Raw genomic sequence first — 16786 nt, 5'->3', positions numbered from 1 at the left:
CCATCCGCAATCGTTGGCGGAATTGGATTAAAAGGGTATTTTTATGTCTTGCTCTATTTCTCTTTCTTTTCCCGATGGTTCAAAACGTAATTACCCTGCCGAAATGACGGGCTTGGAATTAGCAGAATCCATTTCTAAATCACTTGCAAAAAAAGCCCTCGCCTATCGTCTTGATAGCATCATGCGAGATCTATCTGATCCATTAGGGCAATCTGGTCAAGTAGAGATTATTACCCGAGAAGATTCACGAGCTCTTGAGCTCATAAGGCATGATTGCGCCCATGTCCTTGCTGAAGCAGTGCAAGAACTCTTTCCTGAAACGCAAGTGACAATAGGTCCTGTGATTGAGAACGGATTCTATTATGACTTTGCACGCCAACAACCTTTCACATTAGATGATCTTAGCGTCATTGAAAAGAAAATGCGTGAAATTATCCAACGCAATAAACCTTTTAGAAAAGAAATTTGGTCTCGTGAAAAAGCAAGAAAAGTTTTTTCTGAAAAAAAGGAATTTTATAAAGTTGAACTTATTGACAGTATCCCTGACAATCAAGATTTAAAAATCTATTATCAAGGGGAGTGGTTTGATCTCTGTCGCGGACCGCATATGCAATCTACAGGGCAAATCGGAAATGCTTTCAAATTAATGAAAGTTGCAGGAGCTTACTGGCGTGGCGATGCCAATAATCCAATGCTTACGAGAATTTATGGAACAGCATTTGCAAATGAAAATGACTTAAAAGCTTACCTTCATATGCTAGAAGAAGCTGAAAAACGTGATCATCGCCGTTTGGGACGTGAAATGAACTTATTTCATTTTCAAGAAGAAGGGCCAGGAATGATTTTTTGGCACCAAAAAGGCTGGAAAATGTTCCAAAATTTGATCAATTATATGCGTAGACGCCTTGATGATCATCAATATGCCGAAGTAAATGCACCACAAGTTCTCGATAGATCACTTTGGGAAATATCGGGGCATTGGGGCTGGTATAAGGAAAACATGTTCAAAGCAATTCCAGCAGCAGAAGATTCAGATCATGGGAATGTTTATGCCCTTAAACCAATGAATTGTCCTGGTCATGTGCAAATTTTTAAACATGGTTTAAAATCTTATCGTGATTTGCCTATTAGACTTGCTGAATTTGGTCTCGTTCATCGTTATGAGCCTTCAGGATCTTTGCATGGTCTTATGCGTGTGCGTGGTTTTACACAAGACGATGCGCATATTTTTTGTACTGATGAACAATTAGCCGATGAATGTCTCAGTATTAATGATCTTATTTTATCAACTTATGCTGATTTTGGGTTTAAAGAAATCAGTCTTAAGCTTTCAACACGTCCAGAAAAACGAGTTGGATCTGATGCATTATGGGATCATGCAGAAAGTATCATGGAATCTGTCCTTAAAACAATTGAAACAAAATTTGCGGGACAAATCAAAACAAGTATCCTTCCTGGTGAGGGAGCCTTTTATGGTCCAAAATTTGAATATACATTAAAGGATGCTATCGGTCGTGAATGGCAATGTGGAACAACACAAATAGACTTTAATCTTCCTGAACGTTTTGGTGCATTCTATATTGATAAAAATTCAGAAAAACGCCAACCTGTTATGATCCATCGCGCCATTTTTGGATCAATGGAGCGTTTTCTTGGTATATTAATCGAAAATTTTGCTGGACATATGCCACTTTGGCTTGCTCCTGAACAAATTATTGTCGCGACAATTACATCCGAAGCAAATGAATATGCCAAAAAAATAACGGCAAGACTTAAAGCTGCTGGGCTTTCGGCAACAACAGATCTCCGTAAAGAAAAAATTAACTATAAAATACGGGAACATTCTTTACAAAAAGTTCCCGTCATTTTGGTCTGTGGTAAACGTGAAGCTGAAACAAACAGCGTAAATGTGCGTCGCTTAGGAAGTCCGACCCAAACCTTTTTATCTGTAGAAGAGGCAATTAAGCAACTCTTAAATGAGTCTACGCCTCCAGATTTACAACGTGTAATAAATGCATAAAATCACAGAAGATGGTAAGATATTAATTTCTTACTATAAACCATCAATTTTGTATAAGATCAAATGATTTGATAGTGTCGTGTTTTTTGTTTCATAGATGATTATCTGTAAAATACGTTATGATAATTTACGGGGGCGGCTGAGGAAAGAATTTAATGTAAGCACTATAAGCTACTGAAATGCAATAATTTTAAACAATTGAATATTAATAACTAATTGATAGAAATTGATCTTTTATATAATAGGATGATGACACTACTATCACGGACAGATCATTACAATATTTACATCAACATCAAGAAAAAAATTAAAAACAAAACTATTATAAATTAGTTGAATAATGATGTTTCTTATTTATTAAAAGATAACTTCATCAAAAAAAGATAATAATTTGATTTATAATGATAATATACTGTTATTTATCTTAAATAAGATTCTTAAATATCATAGGATTCTCTCATTTTAAATCTGTTTATGTGGCAGCAATCGAAATCATTCGTTTGCACGTGATAAGAAAGATAAGCCCGTGTGATAAAAGCTACTTTGAAAAGACTAAAAATACTTAAACCATTTCAAGTGCCAAGGTTTTATTGCAATATTGAGTGCTGAGAAAATGTGTGAAGATACTCAACTTATTTCTTCAAAAACGCAAAAATAATGGTGCTCAATGAATTTAACGTTCTTATTCATGGGAGGCTGTCGTGAAATAAGCTTGAGAAGCTTAAGAAAGATCTCTTAAAAACAAGGACGTGAATGAGCACATCCAATAAATAGTGCTTCTATAAAAGCACCTTGCAATCTACACTGATAAGGATATCGCTTATAACTGCTCTTGAGAGTTATAAAACTAAATCAAAGGAGAATGATAAAATTCGCTATTCATTCTTTCCTCTCTTCATATTTGATCAAATAAAAATTATTTCTAAAAAAGATAGTCAACTACGCACACGAGGCATATGAGTTGCTCATTTAATATAGTAAATCCTGAGCCACATTTATAAAGCGTCTAAATATCTACAAAATACCTTGCGGTGCTAAACGCTAAATATTGATTTATAAAAAACTTTCAAAACAAGTGTTTTGCTAAAAATGAAAAATATTATTGTTATCGTGCTCTATCAAGAACACGCTTACATTCAATGAGTTCAAACAGGATTTCTTGCAATAATGCTTTATCAGTTTTATCTTTGTAAAGATTTACAGAACCAACAGAGGTTTCTCCCTCATTTCTCATAAAACTCAAAAGCCCAAAAGAAGATTTTTTAGGTTTATTGCTCGTATTTTCAAAAGTTTGTCCTGCTTGTCTTTTCTCTATGACAATATTCATAGCCTCAAGATCACCATTACCAAATGCAGACACAAAAGCAACACCATTTTCTTTCAAAAGGCGCTGCACACCTTTTATCGTATAACCCTGATCGTACAATAACTGCTTAATACCATTAAGCAAATCAACGTCGACAGGACGATAGTAACGCCTTCCTCCTCCACGTTTCATTGGTTTAATCTGCCTAAAACGTGTTTCCCAGAATCTTAAAACATGCTGCGGAAGCTCCAATAATTCGGCTACTTCGCTAATTGTGCGAAAAGCATCAGAGCTTTTATCCATTTTGCAACACCTTATCTAAAACACAACAAATGGTTTGATAATGATTCATTACGTCTCAATCTCTCAACAAGATTAGTCAAAAATAGGACCTTAACTACTTACTAAACAGCTTTTTTAAAACATAAGTCTTTATTTTATACATTTTTTAACAAATACCAAACATTACCATAGTATTTATTTATGAGAGATTATTTTTCTGTCTTGCACGATGCGAATCTAAAATTCTCTGTTTAAGGATATTTGCAGCCTTAAATGTCACAACACGTCGCGGCGGAATAGGTGCTTCAACACCTGTTTTAGGATTGCGCCCAATACGTTCATTCTTACTGCGAACCTGAAAAGTTGCAAAAGAAGATAATTTAACCGCTTCACCTCTTACAAGTGAGTTGCAAATCTCATCCAAAACCAATTCCACCAAAGCTGCTGATTCAGTATGTGACAAGCCCACTTTTTTACAAACTACGCTCGCTAAATCTGCACGCGTTACTGTCTTACTTGTCATTATAACCACCTATTAAAATATTAAAAATTACAAAATGACTTATACGTTTTATTCAAATATGGTCAAGTAACCATCATTTACCAACGAATAAGAACTGCTCCCCATGTAAATCCACCTCCCATGGCTTCTAACATGATAAGATCTCCTTTTTTTATTCTTCCATCACAAAGAGCTGTCGTTAAAGCTAATGGCACCGATGCTGCAGAGGTATTACCATGTTGATTAATAGTAATTACAACTTTATCTGGCGAAATCTTTAGTTTTTTAGCAGATGCTTCAATAATGCGCTTGTTAGCCTGATGAGGCACAAACCAATCGAGTTGTGAAGAATCCATACCTGCAGCTGCAAAACAATCATCAACCACATCCGTTATCATACCAACAGCATATTTAAAAACTTCTCGTCCTTCCATACGCAAATAACCTGTTGTTTGTGTTGTTGAAGGTCCACCATCAACATACAACTTATCGATATAAGCACCATCAGAACGCAATTTTGCAGACAATATACCACGCTCAAAAGCACCTTGCCCTTCAACTTCTTGTGCTTCCAAAACAGCAGCCCCCGCACCATCACCAAACAAAACACATGTTGTACGGTCTTCCCAATCTAAAATTCGAGAAAATGTATCGGACCCAATCACTAAAATTCTTTTAGCGGCTCCACAGCGTAAATAAGAATCTCCTGTTGTTAAAGCAAAAATAAAACCAGAGCAAACAGCTTGAATATCAAAAGCAAATCCATGGCTCATTCCCAAAGCATTCTGAATTTCAACAGCAGAAGCAGGAAACGTACGATTTGGCGTTGAGGTTGCTAAAATAATACAATCAATATCCTTTATTGTAAGACCAGCATTTATAAGAGCTGCTTGCGCAGCTTCAACGCCCAAAGAAACCGTTGTTTCATTTTCATTGGCAATATAACGTTGATGTATTCCTGTACGTTGAACAATCCATGAATCTGACGTTTCAACAAACTTTGCAATCTCATCATTTGATAAACTTCTTTTCGGCAAAGCACTTCCTACACCACGTATAATTGATCGAATCATTCAGCTCTCACCTTTTCTTCAAACTTTTTATTTCCATTATAAGAGCTTATCATAAGGATTCTCCGCTCATCACCACTTCATCTTCCTGATCAAAAAGTGTATCTTTATTCTCATGAAACCGCCGTAAATCAGCCGTTATTTTTTGTAAAAGCCCATTATTAACCATTTCATAACCAACACGGATAGCAGAAGCAAAGCCATTAGCGTTCGCACTGCCATGACTTTTTATGACAACACCATTCAAACCTAAAAGCACACCTCCATTCACCCTATCGGGATCCATTTTATTTTTCAGTGTACGAAAAGCCCCCCGCGATAAAAAATAACCAAGAGATGTTAAAAAAGAACTGCGCAAGGCAGAATTTAAAATCTCTGCTATTTGTCGCGCGGTCCCTTCTGCAGTTTTTAAAGCAATATTACCAGAAAACCCTTCTGTTACAACAACATCGACTGTCCCTTTTCCAATGTCATTTCCCTCAACAAATCCTTTATATTCCAATCCTTCTAATTGCACTTCACGCAATATCATGCCTGCTTTTTTTATTTCATAAAGTCCTTTAACCTCTTCCACCCCCACATTTAAAAGTCCAACACTTGGTTTTTCCGTATGATATAAAGCGCGAAACATCCCCGCTCCCATAACCGCCAAATCGACCAACTGACGGGCAGATGCACCAATCGTTGCTCCAATATCTAAAACGATACTCTCCCTGCGAAGGGTTGGCCAGATACCCGCAATACCAGGACGTTCAGCCTCTGCCAACATTTTTAAACAAAAATAAGACATGGCCATAAGAGCCCCCGTATTACCAGCAGAAACGCAAGCATCAGCTTCACCATTTTTTACCGCTTCAATGGCATACCACATTGATGATTTACCACGTCCATTGCGAAGGGCTTGGCTTGGCTTTTCATCCATGCGTGTGTAGCTTTCTGTAGAATAAAAGCGCGATACAGAATCTAAACGGGGATATTTTTTTAAAACTGGCCGAACAACCTCTTCTATCCCATAAAACAGAAAATAAACATCTGACAAATATTTTTGGACAATTGCTGCTCCTGCAATAGCTGCTTCTGGACCGTAATCACCACCCATGACATCCACAGAAATTCTAATCACGCTTTCATATCCCACATCTTTTCATTTACATTTTTAAATACATATTATGATTTTGGGTGATTAAACACTCATAAAACATATCTTGTAAGAACAGCTCCACAGAAAGTACCGTTTTTATCATAGCATACAATAGATAATTTTTTTATGTTTTTACAATCACTTCCAACTTTTCAAAACAGAAAATGGCGAAAACTTTTTTTCTGCTTCTTCTAAATTTTTAACCACATGCATTTCTATCCCCTCTTTACGTGGATAATGATTAATAGACAACTCAAAAAACTCTTCCATGATTGCACCAATATCAATTCGATCATTATAAAATACTTCTGGTGTATCAAGCCCTTCTACATCTAAAAACAATTCTCGTGTATCTTCTGATATTTTGGGCTTCGTTAAATTTGAATCTTCGGGAACAAAAACAACCTCAATATTTTCACGAAGAATATTTTCTAATGGTTCTAATGTAACAACACATAACTGTACTATATGCGCTTGCAACAAACCTTTTATACGCACACCGCGTTTTTTCCACGGAAGAATATGAAATTTTCCCTCACAAGATTTTACTTCAACTAAATCATGGTTTTGAGCTAAATTTGTACATTCTTTTTTGTTTGCACAAAGATGAACTCTTATCCCTTTAGCAGGAAGGGAACGGACCGATATTGGATAGGCCAAAGCAAATGTCATTTGAGAAACGTTTTGAACATTCATTGACAACTCCCAAATATGAAAACCTATAAAACACTGTGCCTTTATTTAGCTCAAGTATATTTCATTCATTTTTTTCTTTTCTAAAGAAATTCTATATGGCATAATTTGCCTTATAACAGGGAAACTCAATGTAAGCTACGGTAGATTAAGCTAAAATTAGAAAAACTTGAGATTGCCTTCTTGTCGTACATCTCAGTATAAAAAGGAGATATCATTGTTTCAAATGCCTCACATAATGGCCTTAATCAAACGTAAATTGTTGGTTGGTCTATCAATAGCAAGCATCGTAACACTTGCGGGTTGTAGTCTTCTTGATTCTTCAGGGTCAAGCCAAATTTATAGAGAGGGTTATATTCTTGATAAAAATGCTCTAAGTTCTATTTCTGTTGGCTCAAGTCAAGAGCAAGTTCTTTTAACTTTAGGAACACCTTCATTAAAAACAAAATATGATAATGAAGTCTTTTATTACATCTCACAAACACGTTATCGTGGGATGCAATTTATGAAAACAAAAATTATTGACCGCAAAGTTTTAGCTATTTACTTCAATAAAAACAATCAGGTTACAAAAGTTGCTCACTATGGTCTACAAGACGGTCAAGTATTTGATTTCATTACGCAAACAACACCAACTATAACAAAAGAACACCCTTTCTTAATTCAAATTATAAAAGGTCCTGCGAATCCACCAGTTCCTAATTAAAGTATATTGTCTAGTTACCTTTTTAATCTTATTAGGCCTGATACTATCAGGTCTAATAAAGGAAGGGTTTTTAACTCTTAAAAACGAACTTTTTTTGCCATACTGTCGAGAACTGCATTAACAAGTTTTGGCTCATCACCTTCAAAAAATGCTTTGGCTATATCAACATATTCATTCATGACGACCGCAACAGGAACATCTTTACGGTTGATCAGCTCCCATAAAGCAGCTCGTAAAATTGCTCGTAATATAGAATCAAGACGTGAAAGAGACCATTCTGCAGAAAGCTGTTGATGAAGCAGAGGATCAAGCTGCTTTTGGTCTTTTACAACACCCGTTATAATCGCCAAAAACCATTGAAAGTCAGCTTCAAGATACTGGTCTCCATCAATATCTTTTCCCAAACGATAAGTCTCATACTCAGCAGCTGTTTCCATCACTCCCGACCCCACAATATCCATTTGATAGAGAGCCTGAACCGCGGCAAGTCTTGCTGCTCCACGTTTATTGGCTGAACGCGGGAAATCTCTGCTTTTTATATCAGCCATAGTTAATAATTATCTCCAAATCTCTTTTTTAGAGCGATCATGCATAAAGCAGCTTCAGCCGCAAAACCACCTTTATTTTTGTCATCTTGTTTTGCACGTACCCATGCTTGCTCTTTATTTTCAACTGTCAAAATACCATTTCCAATAGCTAAGTGCTTATGAACGGCTAAATCCATCAAGGCCCGACAGGAATCATTGGCAACAATTTCAAAGTGATATGTTTCACCCCGAATAACACACCCCAGTGCAACATAACCATCATAAGATATCTTATTTTGTTCAGCAAAAGCTATTGCAGCTGGTATTTCTAAGGCTCCTGGAACTGTTATAATATCATAACTTGCTTCAGCTTTTTGCAAAGCGCTCACAGCACCTTTTAAAAGTGCATCAGAAATCTGTTCATAAAAACGTGCTTCAACAATCAATACGTGAGGCCTTTTACGTATCTCTTTCATCATAATGAAATTCCACAAAAAACGAATCAAAAAACTCAAAGCTATAGAGCATAAAATGCTAAAAACGATCAATAGAGTTGTAGTTTATTCAACTTCTCTTTTAAAAGCAAAAAGCTTAGCAGCGTAACGAGCAAGTTGGTCAATTTCCAAATTAACCCAATCTCCAATTTTAGCTTGTCCCCATGTTGTCATTTCAAGTGTATGGCGAATAATAAGAACATCAAAAATACAATCTTCAACACCATTAACAGTCAAAGATGTCCCATTAAGCGCAAGTGATCCCTTAGGAACAATAAAGGGCATAAATTTTTTTGAAACTTTTAAATAAAAACGAATTGCATCCCCTTCATTTTTTTGTTCAACAATTTCAGCTAAGCCATCAATATGACCAGAAACCAAATGCCCTCCCATTTCATCGCCCAATCGCAGCGAACGTTCTAAATTAACAAAAGTTCCTTTTTTCCATTGGGCAAGATTTGTTAAACGTAATGTTTCTTCCCACGCCTCAACAACAAACCAGTTGGAATCTCCTTGTTTAAAGCCTCGTTCCACAACTGTAAGACAAATTCCTGAACACGCAATTGACGCACCAATTGCTAAGCTTTCTATAGCATAGCGTGTAGAAATCTTTACACGCCTCCCCTGCTTTAAAGATTGAACATCTTCAACACAACCGATATCCGTTACAATTCCTGTGAACATAATGTCTTACGTCTCCATTTATAAAAACGATCATTTCCAAACATTTTTGTCTCAACCTCATGAAATTGCGAAAGATAATTTTCAAAATGAGGTGCTTCAATACGTTTTTTTCCTAAAACAACGGGACTATAAAAACATATTAAATGATCAACACAACCAGCATTCAAAAACTTTTCCCCTGTCTTTACACCCCCTTCCAGTAAAACACTATTAATCCCCTGTTTATAAAGCATCTGTAAAAGAGAAAAAGGTTCAACAAAACCATTATTCATCTCTACCGAATAAACAGACACACCATATTGCTCCAATGCATTTTTTTTGCTTTTTTTTAAAAGATTCTCATTACAAATAACCCATGTAGGAATTTTTATGGCTGTTTGGACAACTTTCGCATCAAGGGGAATAGATAAATCTGCATCCAAAATAATACGAATTGGTGAGCGCATTTCCATTCCTGGCAAGCGGCAATTGAGTTGTGGATCATCTGCTAGTATAGTCCCAATACCAACGAGAATAGCATTGTTTTGAGCTCGTAGAATATGTGTATGGGTACGAGAAAGCGCTCCACTAATTTTTATTCCCCCCTCCTTTCTTTTTCCCACACTATTATCGGCAGAAATTGCCATTTTAAAAGTGACAGCACAACGTTGCAACTTTCTTATACACCAATGCGTCCATAAAGCTTCAAAAGCCTCTTCAGCTAAAATGCCCTCAACGACTTCAATACCCGCTGCACGCAAAAGAGCAAGACCACGACCATCCATACGCTTATCACAATCGGTCAGAGCAACAACAACTCGGGAAATACCTGAATCAATAAGTGCACTAACACAGGGAGAAGTTTTTCCATAATGTGCACAAGGTTCTAAAGTAACATAAGCGGTCGCTCCTTGAGCCAAAGAACCAGCCATGCGTAAAGCTTGCGCTTCCGCATGAGGCCTTCCATGAAGAGCTGTTACGCCATAGCCAACAATAAATGAACCCGCACCGCCATCATTTTGCACAATTAGCGTACCTACGGAAGGATTCTCACCTGTAAGTCCTACATGACGCTCTGCTAAACGGATAGCGGCAGCCATAAACCGTTCATCTTGCACTTTTTTATTCATCAAAACGAGATTCTGTATCCGCTACACCCTTTGACAACTCATCGATAATATCGTGAAAATCGCTTGCATTACGAAAATCTCGATACACAGAAGCAAAACGGATATAAGCAATATCATCAATCCTTTTTAATGCTTCCATTACAAGATGCCCAATTTTTTCTGAAGCAATCTCTGGTTCCCCCAAACTCTCAAGCTGGCGTACAATGCCAGAGATTGCTCGTTCAATACGATCAGGATCAATATTGCGCTTACGTACTGCCACATCAACTGATCGCATTAATTTATCACGATCAAATGGCTCACATCGTCCACTTTTTTTAGTAACCAAAAGCTCACGCAATTGAACACGTTCGAAAGTTGTAAAACGACCACCGCAAACGGAACACACACGGCGGCGGCGAATCACCGCCCCCTCTTCTGCTGGACGTGAATCTTTTACCTGTGTATCCTCATATTGACAGTAAGGACAGCGCATTTCTCTTGCATCCTTAACAATTACGAAGATAAGAGTAAAGAGGAAATCGATTCGTTATATCTATCACTTTTTCCCTAACAGCCATTTCAACGCCACTATTATTCTCATCGCTTTTTGACACCCCAAGACCATCAAGAACTTCCGAAATTAGTTCACCAACTTGAATAAATTCTTTTTCCGAAAAACCACGTGTCGTTGCAGCGGGTGATCCTAAACGAATTCCTGAGGTTATCGACGGTGTTTCAGGATCAAAAGGAATACCATTTTTATTACAAGTAATATTTGCCCGTCCCAAAGCTAATTCAGCGCGTTTTCCTGTTATATTTTTAGAACGCAAATCAATCAATAATAAATGATTGTCTGTACCACCAGAAACGATATTAAAACCATTACTCTGCAATGTTTTTGCTAAGGTCTTGGCATTGGCAACAACATCAGCAGTATAATTCTTGAAAGAAGGCTGCAAAGCCTCTGCAAATGCAACAGCCTTAGCCGCAATCACATGCATCAAAGGGCCACCTTGAAGACCGGGGAAAATCGCTGAATCCATTTTTTTCGCTAAAACTTCATCATTTGTTAAGATCAAACCACCCCGAGGACCTCGAAGCGATTTATGTGTTGTTGTCGTTACAATATGTGCATGGGGAACAGGGGAAGGGTGCACACCGCCAGCAACGAGGCCAGCAATATGCGACATATCAACAAGGAGATAAGCACCTATTTCATCTGCTATTTCACGGAACCTTTTCCAATCCCATAAACGAGGATAAGACGATCCTCCTGCTATGATAAGCTTAGGCTTACGCTCTTTTGCAAGCCGCTCAACTTCCTCCATATCAATAATCTGATCTTCTTGACGCACACCATAAGAGATAACATTAAACCATTTTCCAGACATATTGACAGATGAACCATGGGTAAGATGACCACCAGCATTTAAATCCAATCCCATAAATGTGTCACCAGGCTGAAGTAATGCCAGAAAGACAGCTTGATTCATTTGGCTACCAGAATTGGGTTGTACATTTGCAAAAGCAGCACCAAAAAGCTGTTTTGCTCGCTCAATTGCTAAATCTTCAACAACATCAACAAATTGACACCCCCCATAATAGCGTCTTCTTGGATAACCTTCTGCATATTTATTTGTTAAAACAGATCCCTGTGCTTCAAGAACTGCTCTTGAAACAATATTCTCTGAGGCAATCAGCTCAATCTCATGTTGTTGCCGCTCAAATTCTCCTTTAATGGCATTAAAAATAGCACCATCAACTGTCTGTAAATTATCATTAAAAAAGCGCTTTTGTGCGTCATTTTCTTGCTGAGTCATAAAATACATTCCTAACATTGAAAAATAAAGTCTCTAGACGATAACACAGCAAACCATGCAAACCAAATATTTTAAACCATTTACACTCAAAAATACTGATACAAATATCTATCTTATTCCTCGTCATAGCGACAGCAAAAAACTTCTCTCACAAGAAGAGTAAAAAATGAAGTTAAGTTTTTTCTTTACGCCCTGATTGATAGCTTTTACAAAAAATATCTATAATCTAAAGAAATTCAATAAGTTAATGATTATTATTTAAGTTGGTAATGATTTAAAATAATTTATAATCTAAAGAGCTGTATATCGTAGGGAAAATTAATACAAGGCAAGGCAAGGCAAGGCAAGGCAAGAATGGTAACCAAAGTCTTTATTGATGGTGAACACGGCACAACCGGACTACAAATACAAAAACGCTTAGAGAAACGTACGGATTTAAAACTACTCTCTCTTGCTCATAAAGATCGCCATAATGTCCATCTGCGACAAGACTATCTTACTCAAACGGATATTGCTATCTTATGTCTTCCAGATGATGCAGCACGCCAAACTGTTCATTGGCTTAAAAAAAATAAAAACATTAGGATTATTGATAGCTCAACAGCTCACCGTGTTGCACCAAACTGGGTCTACGGTTTTCCTGAAATGACTGCAGGCCAAAAAAAACGCATTCAAGAAGCCCATTACGTCTCTAATCCTGGATGTTATTCCACCGGTGCTATTAGCTTGATTCGCCCCCTTCGCGAAGCAGGATTGCTAGATGCCGATTATCCCATCTCGATTCACGCAATCTCCGGCTATACCGGTGGTGGAAAACAATTGATTACACAAATGGAAAATCAATCTAAAGAAAATATTCAGGAAAACTATTTTATTTATGGCCTCAATCTTGAACACAAACATGTGCCAGAAATTAAACTCCATGGACAAATTAATCAAACGCCACTTTTTATACCCAGTGTTGGTCGTTTTCCTCAAGGAATGATTGTGAATCTTCCACTACACCGCCATTTATTCACAAAATCAGCAAACTGTTCTGATCTGCGTGAAATTCTTACAAACCATTACGAAGGCCAAAATATCATTTCAGTTGTATCACAAGATGAAATAGCTTCTCTTCAAAGATTAAATCCAGAATGTTTTGCCAATAAAGATGGTATGAAATTATTCGTTTTTGGAAATGATCGCGAAGGAATTTTTAATCTCTGTGCCCTCTTCGATAACTTAGGAAAAGGTGCATCAGCTGCTGCTATCCAAAACCTCGATTTAATGCTCTCAAGCAATTAAACACCATCTGGATACACACTTTTATTCAACAACGCGATATGCCCCTTTTGTTGCTCGCCAGTGTGCAACCGCAAAACATAACACGGCTAATGCCATACTTTGATGAATGAGCCCTAAACTTATTGGCACCTCATGTAATAGTGTTAAGATGCCTAAAAGTGCTTGGATAACAATCATAACACAGATAAGAAATGCCCGACGAGAGTGGGTTGAATGCGGAACATTTTTTTGCACATAGAAAGCATGAAAAGCCGAGACAATAAATAAAAAATAAGCAAAAAACCGATGAATAAATTGAACCGTCAAGGGATTTTCGAATAAATTAAGCCAAACAGGACGATGCTGCAACAATCCATCAGGAATAATCTGACCATCCATAAGGGGCCATGTATTATAGACTTTTCCAGCGTGAAGCCCTGCAACCAAAGCTCCTAAGTAAATCTCTATCAAGACGAAAATAACGAGCCAAGCCGCAAAATATTGCACCTTTTGATTGGCTGGTTTTTCTGAATATTCTGTAAGTCCGCGCGATAAATAAGTAACAAAAATAATAACCAAACATGCTGTTATAAGATGAAAAGCCAAACGATATTGGCTCACACTTGTTAAATTACTTTGCCCAATTCCTGAAGCGACCATCCACCAACCAATAAAACCTTGAAAGGCGATAAGGATCGGCACAATGATAAGCGGAAGTAAAATATTTTTTTCAATACGCTTCGTCGCCCAAAACCAAATTAACCCAAATAAAGCGACAAGACCAACAAGACGCCCGAGAACACGGTGCGCCCATTCCCACCAAAAAATGACCTTAAAAGCACTTAAAGTCATATCAGAATTAAGCAACTTATACTGCGCTATTTGTTGATATTTTAAAAACTCCTCTTGCCATTGATCCACACCAATCGGTGGAATAACACCATGTATTGGTTTCCATTCCGTTATTGACAATCCTGATCCCGTCAAACGGGTTGCTCCCCCTACCAAAACAATTGCTAAGCAAAGCAATAAAATAGAATAAAGCCACACCTGAATTTGCTTTCGATTTCTCTTTTGCACAGGTGTTAAAAGGTTATTGTTTAATCTTTTTACTGCCATCTCTAATTACCCCACGCTTCTCTCCAACTACAATGCATTTTTTAATTTAAAACACAAAATCTTCGCATTCTAGTATGTACTATAACTTTAGCAAAAAACAAGCGTACCACTATAGCATGCGATACATGTTTCTTATTTTACGAAATTCATAATGCAACAACACGATACACAGTCTTTGGAAAGCGACTGACCATCCGCATCATCCAGTCCTGCTCATTAAGAACAGTATTAGAAATATAATAGTCCGTTAGCTCTGCAAATTGCTCAAATCCATATTTAGGTTCGCTCGCCATCTCTAAAACGATAAAATCATACTCTTTTTTAAATTCTTGTAATATATGAGAAATATTATTTGAAAAATCTTGTGCAGAAACAGCGCTTGTTAACCCTTGAGGGAGAATATCAACCCCCGTATCATAATCACGGTAAATAACATCATGCAACTGAGCATTACCCGTTAAAATATCACTCAATCCCCGATGTGGACCAATGACTTTCTCGATTTGTTGACCAGAGATATCAACCAACAAAATTGTTTTGTGCTCTTTTGTAAGATGAAGTGAAAGTTTTGCCGCTGTCCGTGCAGCTTCTGGTCCAATAATTGAAATAACAGTTGAAGCACGCCATTTTAAAATATCAGATAATCCCTCTATCGTAATAAAAGCTTCAAGATTTTTCATTTCTTGAGAGACTAAAATACTCTCATTCTTCTTGAGAGAATTTTCTTTTGGTCTCAAATCCTCTTCTAAGAGTTGATCTTTTTTGCTTCTAAAGCACGAAGAAAATAACATTATTCCGAACAAAAGGGGCAGGAAGCTCGCCAATGTACTCACAAGAATATTTTTTCCATAAAGAGCCATAAAGGAAATTGGCGCTAACGTTGTTGGTTTAACCACGTGAATCTTTGCATTTTGCAAGAGAAGAGAATCATCATTCAATCCCCGATATGAACCAATAACTTTTTCCCTCTCTTGAGCAGACTCACGCATCGCTTTATTTTGTACATCAATCTCTGCTTTTATTTTATTTTCAAACGCGCTAAAGATTTGATTCAAAGAATGTGATTGATCTTTTACAAAAAAGCCCATCTTTTTTTTGAGCTGTTTTTCTAACTCCGTTGCAATAATCTCATCTAAATGAACTTGATCAACAATCTGTGAAATTTTATTTTTTAATTGATAAGAAACCGCCTCTAATTCCGCAGTCATGGCCTTAATTTGAGGATGTGTCCACCCCAATTGTACAGCCATATGTGCTCTTTGTGCTTCCAAGAGATTACGTTTAGATTCCAGAGATACAATTGCTGAATTGCCTGCAATAAATGATAAAGACAGTAAAGACTGCCCCTTTTCACGCATCATGTTAATTGTTGAATTCAAACTTGTTAAATGAATACGCTTTAAAGTTGCTTGCGTTAATTGCAGCGAAAGATCATGAAGCTCTGTTTGTTTGACATCATGCTGAATAAAAGAATCAACAGAAGCACGAAATCCCTGCATGATATTAACGATGGCAGTATTATCATATCGTTTGTCTTTTAAATTCTCATTTAACAAAAATTGTTTTTGTTTTACAATAACTTGTAAAAACGTAGAAAACCAAGTTTCCACCCCCTGTTGGGCTGCTTCAAGTGTTTCAGCTTCAAAAGTAAGATTGATAAGATCATCATGACGCGATAAACGAATATTTTCCTGTTTTTTTTTCTTATAAAAAGCACTTAAAGAAAAATGCGAATCATCTAAAAATATAGGCTGTGAAAATAAAAAGGTGATAATATTATCTTGTTTTTCAATGGGGAGTGGCTTTCCTGCAGAATCAGATAATGAAAAGACTATAGTTGCTTGATAACCACGAGGCTGAATAAAATAATAAAACCAAATCAAAGAGATAGACAGAACCTGCAACAGCAAAACAATCAAAATGTTTCGCCATACTGTACGTACGAACAGTCTTTTATTGCATTTAAGACTCATCTTTATTTTAACCAGCAAAATACTTCTTCATACTGTTTTATTAAGAGAAAGTAGTAACTATCCTCTTAACTTGCTGTCATATTATTTTGAAA

General features: G+C 36.9%; 16 protein-coding genes. 3 read left to right on the top strand and 13 right to left on the bottom strand.

Annotated elements, in window-relative coordinates; genetic code table 11:
- The first annotated feature begins 43 nt into the window (after window positions 1-43).
- Window positions 44-2020 carry a threonine--tRNA ligase gene (thrS, locus tag FS875_RS04195; protein WP_144753463.1) on the top strand — a complete coding sequence of 659 codons (1977 nt, stop codon included), beginning with the start codon at window positions 44-46 and terminating at the stop codon, window positions 2018-2020.
- A 1105-nt stretch (window positions 2021-3125) separates the two neighbouring features.
- Here thrS and FS875_RS04190 read toward each other — a convergent pair.
- The 5 genes from FS875_RS04190 to FS875_RS04170 form a co-directional block, all read right to left on the bottom strand.
- Window positions 3126-3629, bottom strand: a complete 504-nt coding sequence (locus FS875_RS04190) for a MerR family transcriptional regulator (protein WP_144753460.1) — start codon at window positions 3627-3629, stop codon at window positions 3126-3128.
- A gap of 178 nt (window positions 3630-3807) precedes the next feature.
- Entirely contained in the window at window positions 3808-4131 is a 324-nt protein-coding gene (locus FS875_RS04185) for an integration host factor subunit alpha (protein ID WP_005773477.1), read from the bottom strand.
- A 77-nt stretch (window positions 4132-4208) separates the two neighbouring features.
- Entirely contained in the window at window positions 4209-5183 is a 975-nt protein-coding gene (locus tag FS875_RS04180) for a beta-ketoacyl-ACP synthase III (protein ID WP_144753457.1), read from the bottom strand.
- A 49-nt stretch (window positions 5184-5232) separates the two neighbouring features.
- Window positions 5233-6303 carry a phosphate acyltransferase PlsX gene (gene plsX, locus FS875_RS04175; RefSeq protein WP_144753454.1) on the bottom strand — a complete coding sequence of 357 codons (1071 nt, stop codon included), beginning with the start codon at window positions 6301-6303 and terminating at the stop codon, window positions 5233-5235.
- A 156-nt stretch (window positions 6304-6459) separates the two neighbouring features.
- Window positions 6460-7017, bottom strand: coding sequence for a YceD family protein (locus tag FS875_RS04170; protein WP_144753451.1), 558 nt, complete (start codon window positions 7015-7017; stop codon window positions 6460-6462).
- A 223-nt stretch (window positions 7018-7240) separates the two neighbouring features.
- Between FS875_RS04170 and FS875_RS04165 the strand changes: the two genes are divergently transcribed.
- The gene (locus tag FS875_RS04165) at window positions 7241-7720 is read left to right on the top strand and encodes an outer membrane protein assembly factor BamE (protein ID WP_144753566.1); all 480 of its coding nucleotides are present in this window, start codon (window positions 7241-7243) and stop codon (window positions 7718-7720) included.
- 77 nt (window positions 7721-7797) lie between these two features.
- On the opposite strand, the gene nusB is transcribed toward FS875_RS04165, so the two are convergent.
- From nusB to glyA, 6 genes are all read right to left on the bottom strand, one after another.
- Window positions 7798-8268 (bottom strand): transcription antitermination factor NusB, encoded by a 471-nt coding sequence (nusB, locus tag FS875_RS04160; protein WP_144753447.1) that lies wholly within the window; start codon window positions 8266-8268, stop codon window positions 7798-7800.
- A gap of 2 nt (window positions 8269-8270) precedes the next feature.
- Window positions 8271-8726: a 6,7-dimethyl-8-ribityllumazine synthase gene (locus FS875_RS04155; RefSeq protein ID WP_144753444.1), complete on the bottom strand. Its 456-nt coding sequence runs from the start codon at window positions 8724-8726 to the stop codon at window positions 8271-8273.
- An 81-nt stretch (window positions 8727-8807) separates the two neighbouring features.
- Window positions 8808-9425: a riboflavin synthase gene (locus FS875_RS04150; protein ID WP_144753440.1), complete on the bottom strand. Its 618-nt coding sequence runs from the start codon at window positions 9423-9425 to the stop codon at window positions 8808-8810.
- Window positions 9407-10534, bottom strand: a complete 1128-nt coding sequence (ribD, locus tag FS875_RS04145) for a bifunctional diaminohydroxyphosphoribosylaminopyrimidine deaminase/5-amino-6-(5-phosphoribosylamino)uracil reductase RibD (RefSeq protein ID WP_144753438.1) — start codon at window positions 10532-10534, stop codon at window positions 9407-9409. Before ribD ends, FS875_RS04150 begins: the two co-directional genes overlap by 19 nt.
- Window positions 10527-11009 carry a transcriptional regulator NrdR gene (gene nrdR, locus FS875_RS04140; RefSeq protein ID WP_144753435.1) on the bottom strand — a complete coding sequence of 161 codons (483 nt, stop codon included), beginning with the start codon at window positions 11007-11009 and terminating at the stop codon, window positions 10527-10529. The genes ribD and nrdR overlap by 8 nt, the downstream gene beginning before the upstream one ends.
- A gap of 13 nt (window positions 11010-11022) precedes the next feature.
- Window positions 11023-12336: a serine hydroxymethyltransferase gene (gene glyA, locus FS875_RS04135; protein WP_144753432.1), complete on the bottom strand. Its 1314-nt coding sequence runs from the start codon at window positions 12334-12336 to the stop codon at window positions 11023-11025.
- A 354-nt stretch (window positions 12337-12690) separates the two neighbouring features.
- On the opposite strand from glyA, the gene argC reads away from it, so the two are divergent.
- The gene (argC, locus tag FS875_RS04130) at window positions 12691-13623 is read left to right on the top strand and encodes an N-acetyl-gamma-glutamyl-phosphate reductase (protein ID WP_144753429.1); all 933 of its coding nucleotides are present in this window, start codon (window positions 12691-12693) and stop codon (window positions 13621-13623) included.
- Window positions 13624-13644: 21 nt separating this feature from the next.
- Here argC and FS875_RS04125 read toward each other — a convergent pair whose 3' ends face one another.
- On the bottom strand, window positions 13645-14721 hold the full coding sequence (locus tag FS875_RS04125) for a COX15/CtaA family protein (RefSeq protein WP_144753426.1): 1077 nt from the start codon (window positions 14719-14721) through the stop codon (window positions 13645-13647).
- A gap of 146 nt (window positions 14722-14867) precedes the next feature.
- Window positions 14868-16694, bottom strand: coding sequence for a hypothetical protein (locus tag FS875_RS04120; RefSeq protein WP_144753422.1), 1827 nt, complete (start codon window positions 16692-16694; stop codon window positions 14868-14870).
- Between the last annotated feature and the right edge of the window lie 92 nt (window positions 16695-16786).

The organism is Bartonella saheliensis, assembly GCF_902162175.1.
This window is presented reverse-complemented; position numbering and strand designations above follow the sequence as displayed.

What these genes read in the sequence shown, in the direction of transcription:
- thrS (WP_144753463.1), top strand. Translation starts at nt 44, where the DNA reads ATGTCTTGCTCTATTTCTCTTTCTTTTCCCGATGGTTCAAAACGTAAT.
- FS875_RS04190 (WP_144753460.1), bottom strand. Translation starts at nt 3,629, where the DNA reads ATGGATAAAAGCTCTGATGCTTTTCGCACAATTAGCGAAGTAGCCGAA.
- FS875_RS04185 (WP_005773477.1), bottom strand. Translation starts at nt 4,131, where the DNA reads ATGACAAGTAAGACAGTAACGCGTGCAGATTTAGCGAGCGTAGTTTGT.
- FS875_RS04180 (WP_144753457.1), bottom strand. Translation starts at nt 5,183, where the DNA reads ATGATTCGATCAATTATACGTGGTGTAGGAAGTGCTTTGCCGAAAAGA.
- FS875_RS04170 (WP_144753451.1), bottom strand. Translation starts at nt 7,017, where the DNA reads ATGAATGTTCAAAACGTTTCTCAAATGACATTTGCTTTGGCCTATCCA.
- FS875_RS04165 (WP_144753566.1), top strand. Translation starts at nt 7,241, where the DNA reads ATGCCTCACATAATGGCCTTAATCAAACGTAAATTGTTGGTTGGTCTA.
- nusB (WP_144753447.1), bottom strand. Translation starts at nt 8,268, where the DNA reads ATGGCTGATATAAAAAGCAGAGATTTCCCGCGTTCAGCCAATAAACGT.
- FS875_RS04155 (WP_144753444.1), bottom strand. Translation starts at nt 8,726, where the DNA reads ATGATGAAAGAGATACGTAAAAGGCCTCACGTATTGATTGTTGAAGCA.
- FS875_RS04150 (WP_144753440.1), bottom strand. Translation starts at nt 9,425, where the DNA reads ATGTTCACAGGAATTGTAACGGATATCGGTTGTGTTGAAGATGTTCAA.
- ribD (WP_144753438.1), bottom strand. Translation starts at nt 10,534, where the DNA reads ATGAATAAAAAAGTGCAAGATGAACGGTTTATGGCTGCCGCTATCCGT.
- nrdR (WP_144753435.1), bottom strand. Translation starts at nt 11,009, where the DNA reads ATGCGCTGTCCTTACTGTCAATATGAGGATACACAGGTAAAAGATTCA.
- glyA (WP_144753432.1), bottom strand. Translation starts at nt 12,336, where the DNA reads ATGACTCAGCAAGAAAATGACGCACAAAAGCGCTTTTTTAATGATAAT.
- argC (WP_144753429.1), top strand. Translation starts at nt 12,691, where the DNA reads ATGGTAACCAAAGTCTTTATTGATGGTGAACACGGCACAACCGGACTA.
- FS875_RS04125 (WP_144753426.1), bottom strand. Translation starts at nt 14,721, where the DNA reads ATGGCAGTAAAAAGATTAAACAATAACCTTTTAACACCTGTGCAAAAG.
- FS875_RS04120 (WP_144753422.1), bottom strand. Translation starts at nt 16,694, where the DNA reads ATGAGTCTTAAATGCAATAAAAGACTGTTCGTACGTACAGTATGGCGA.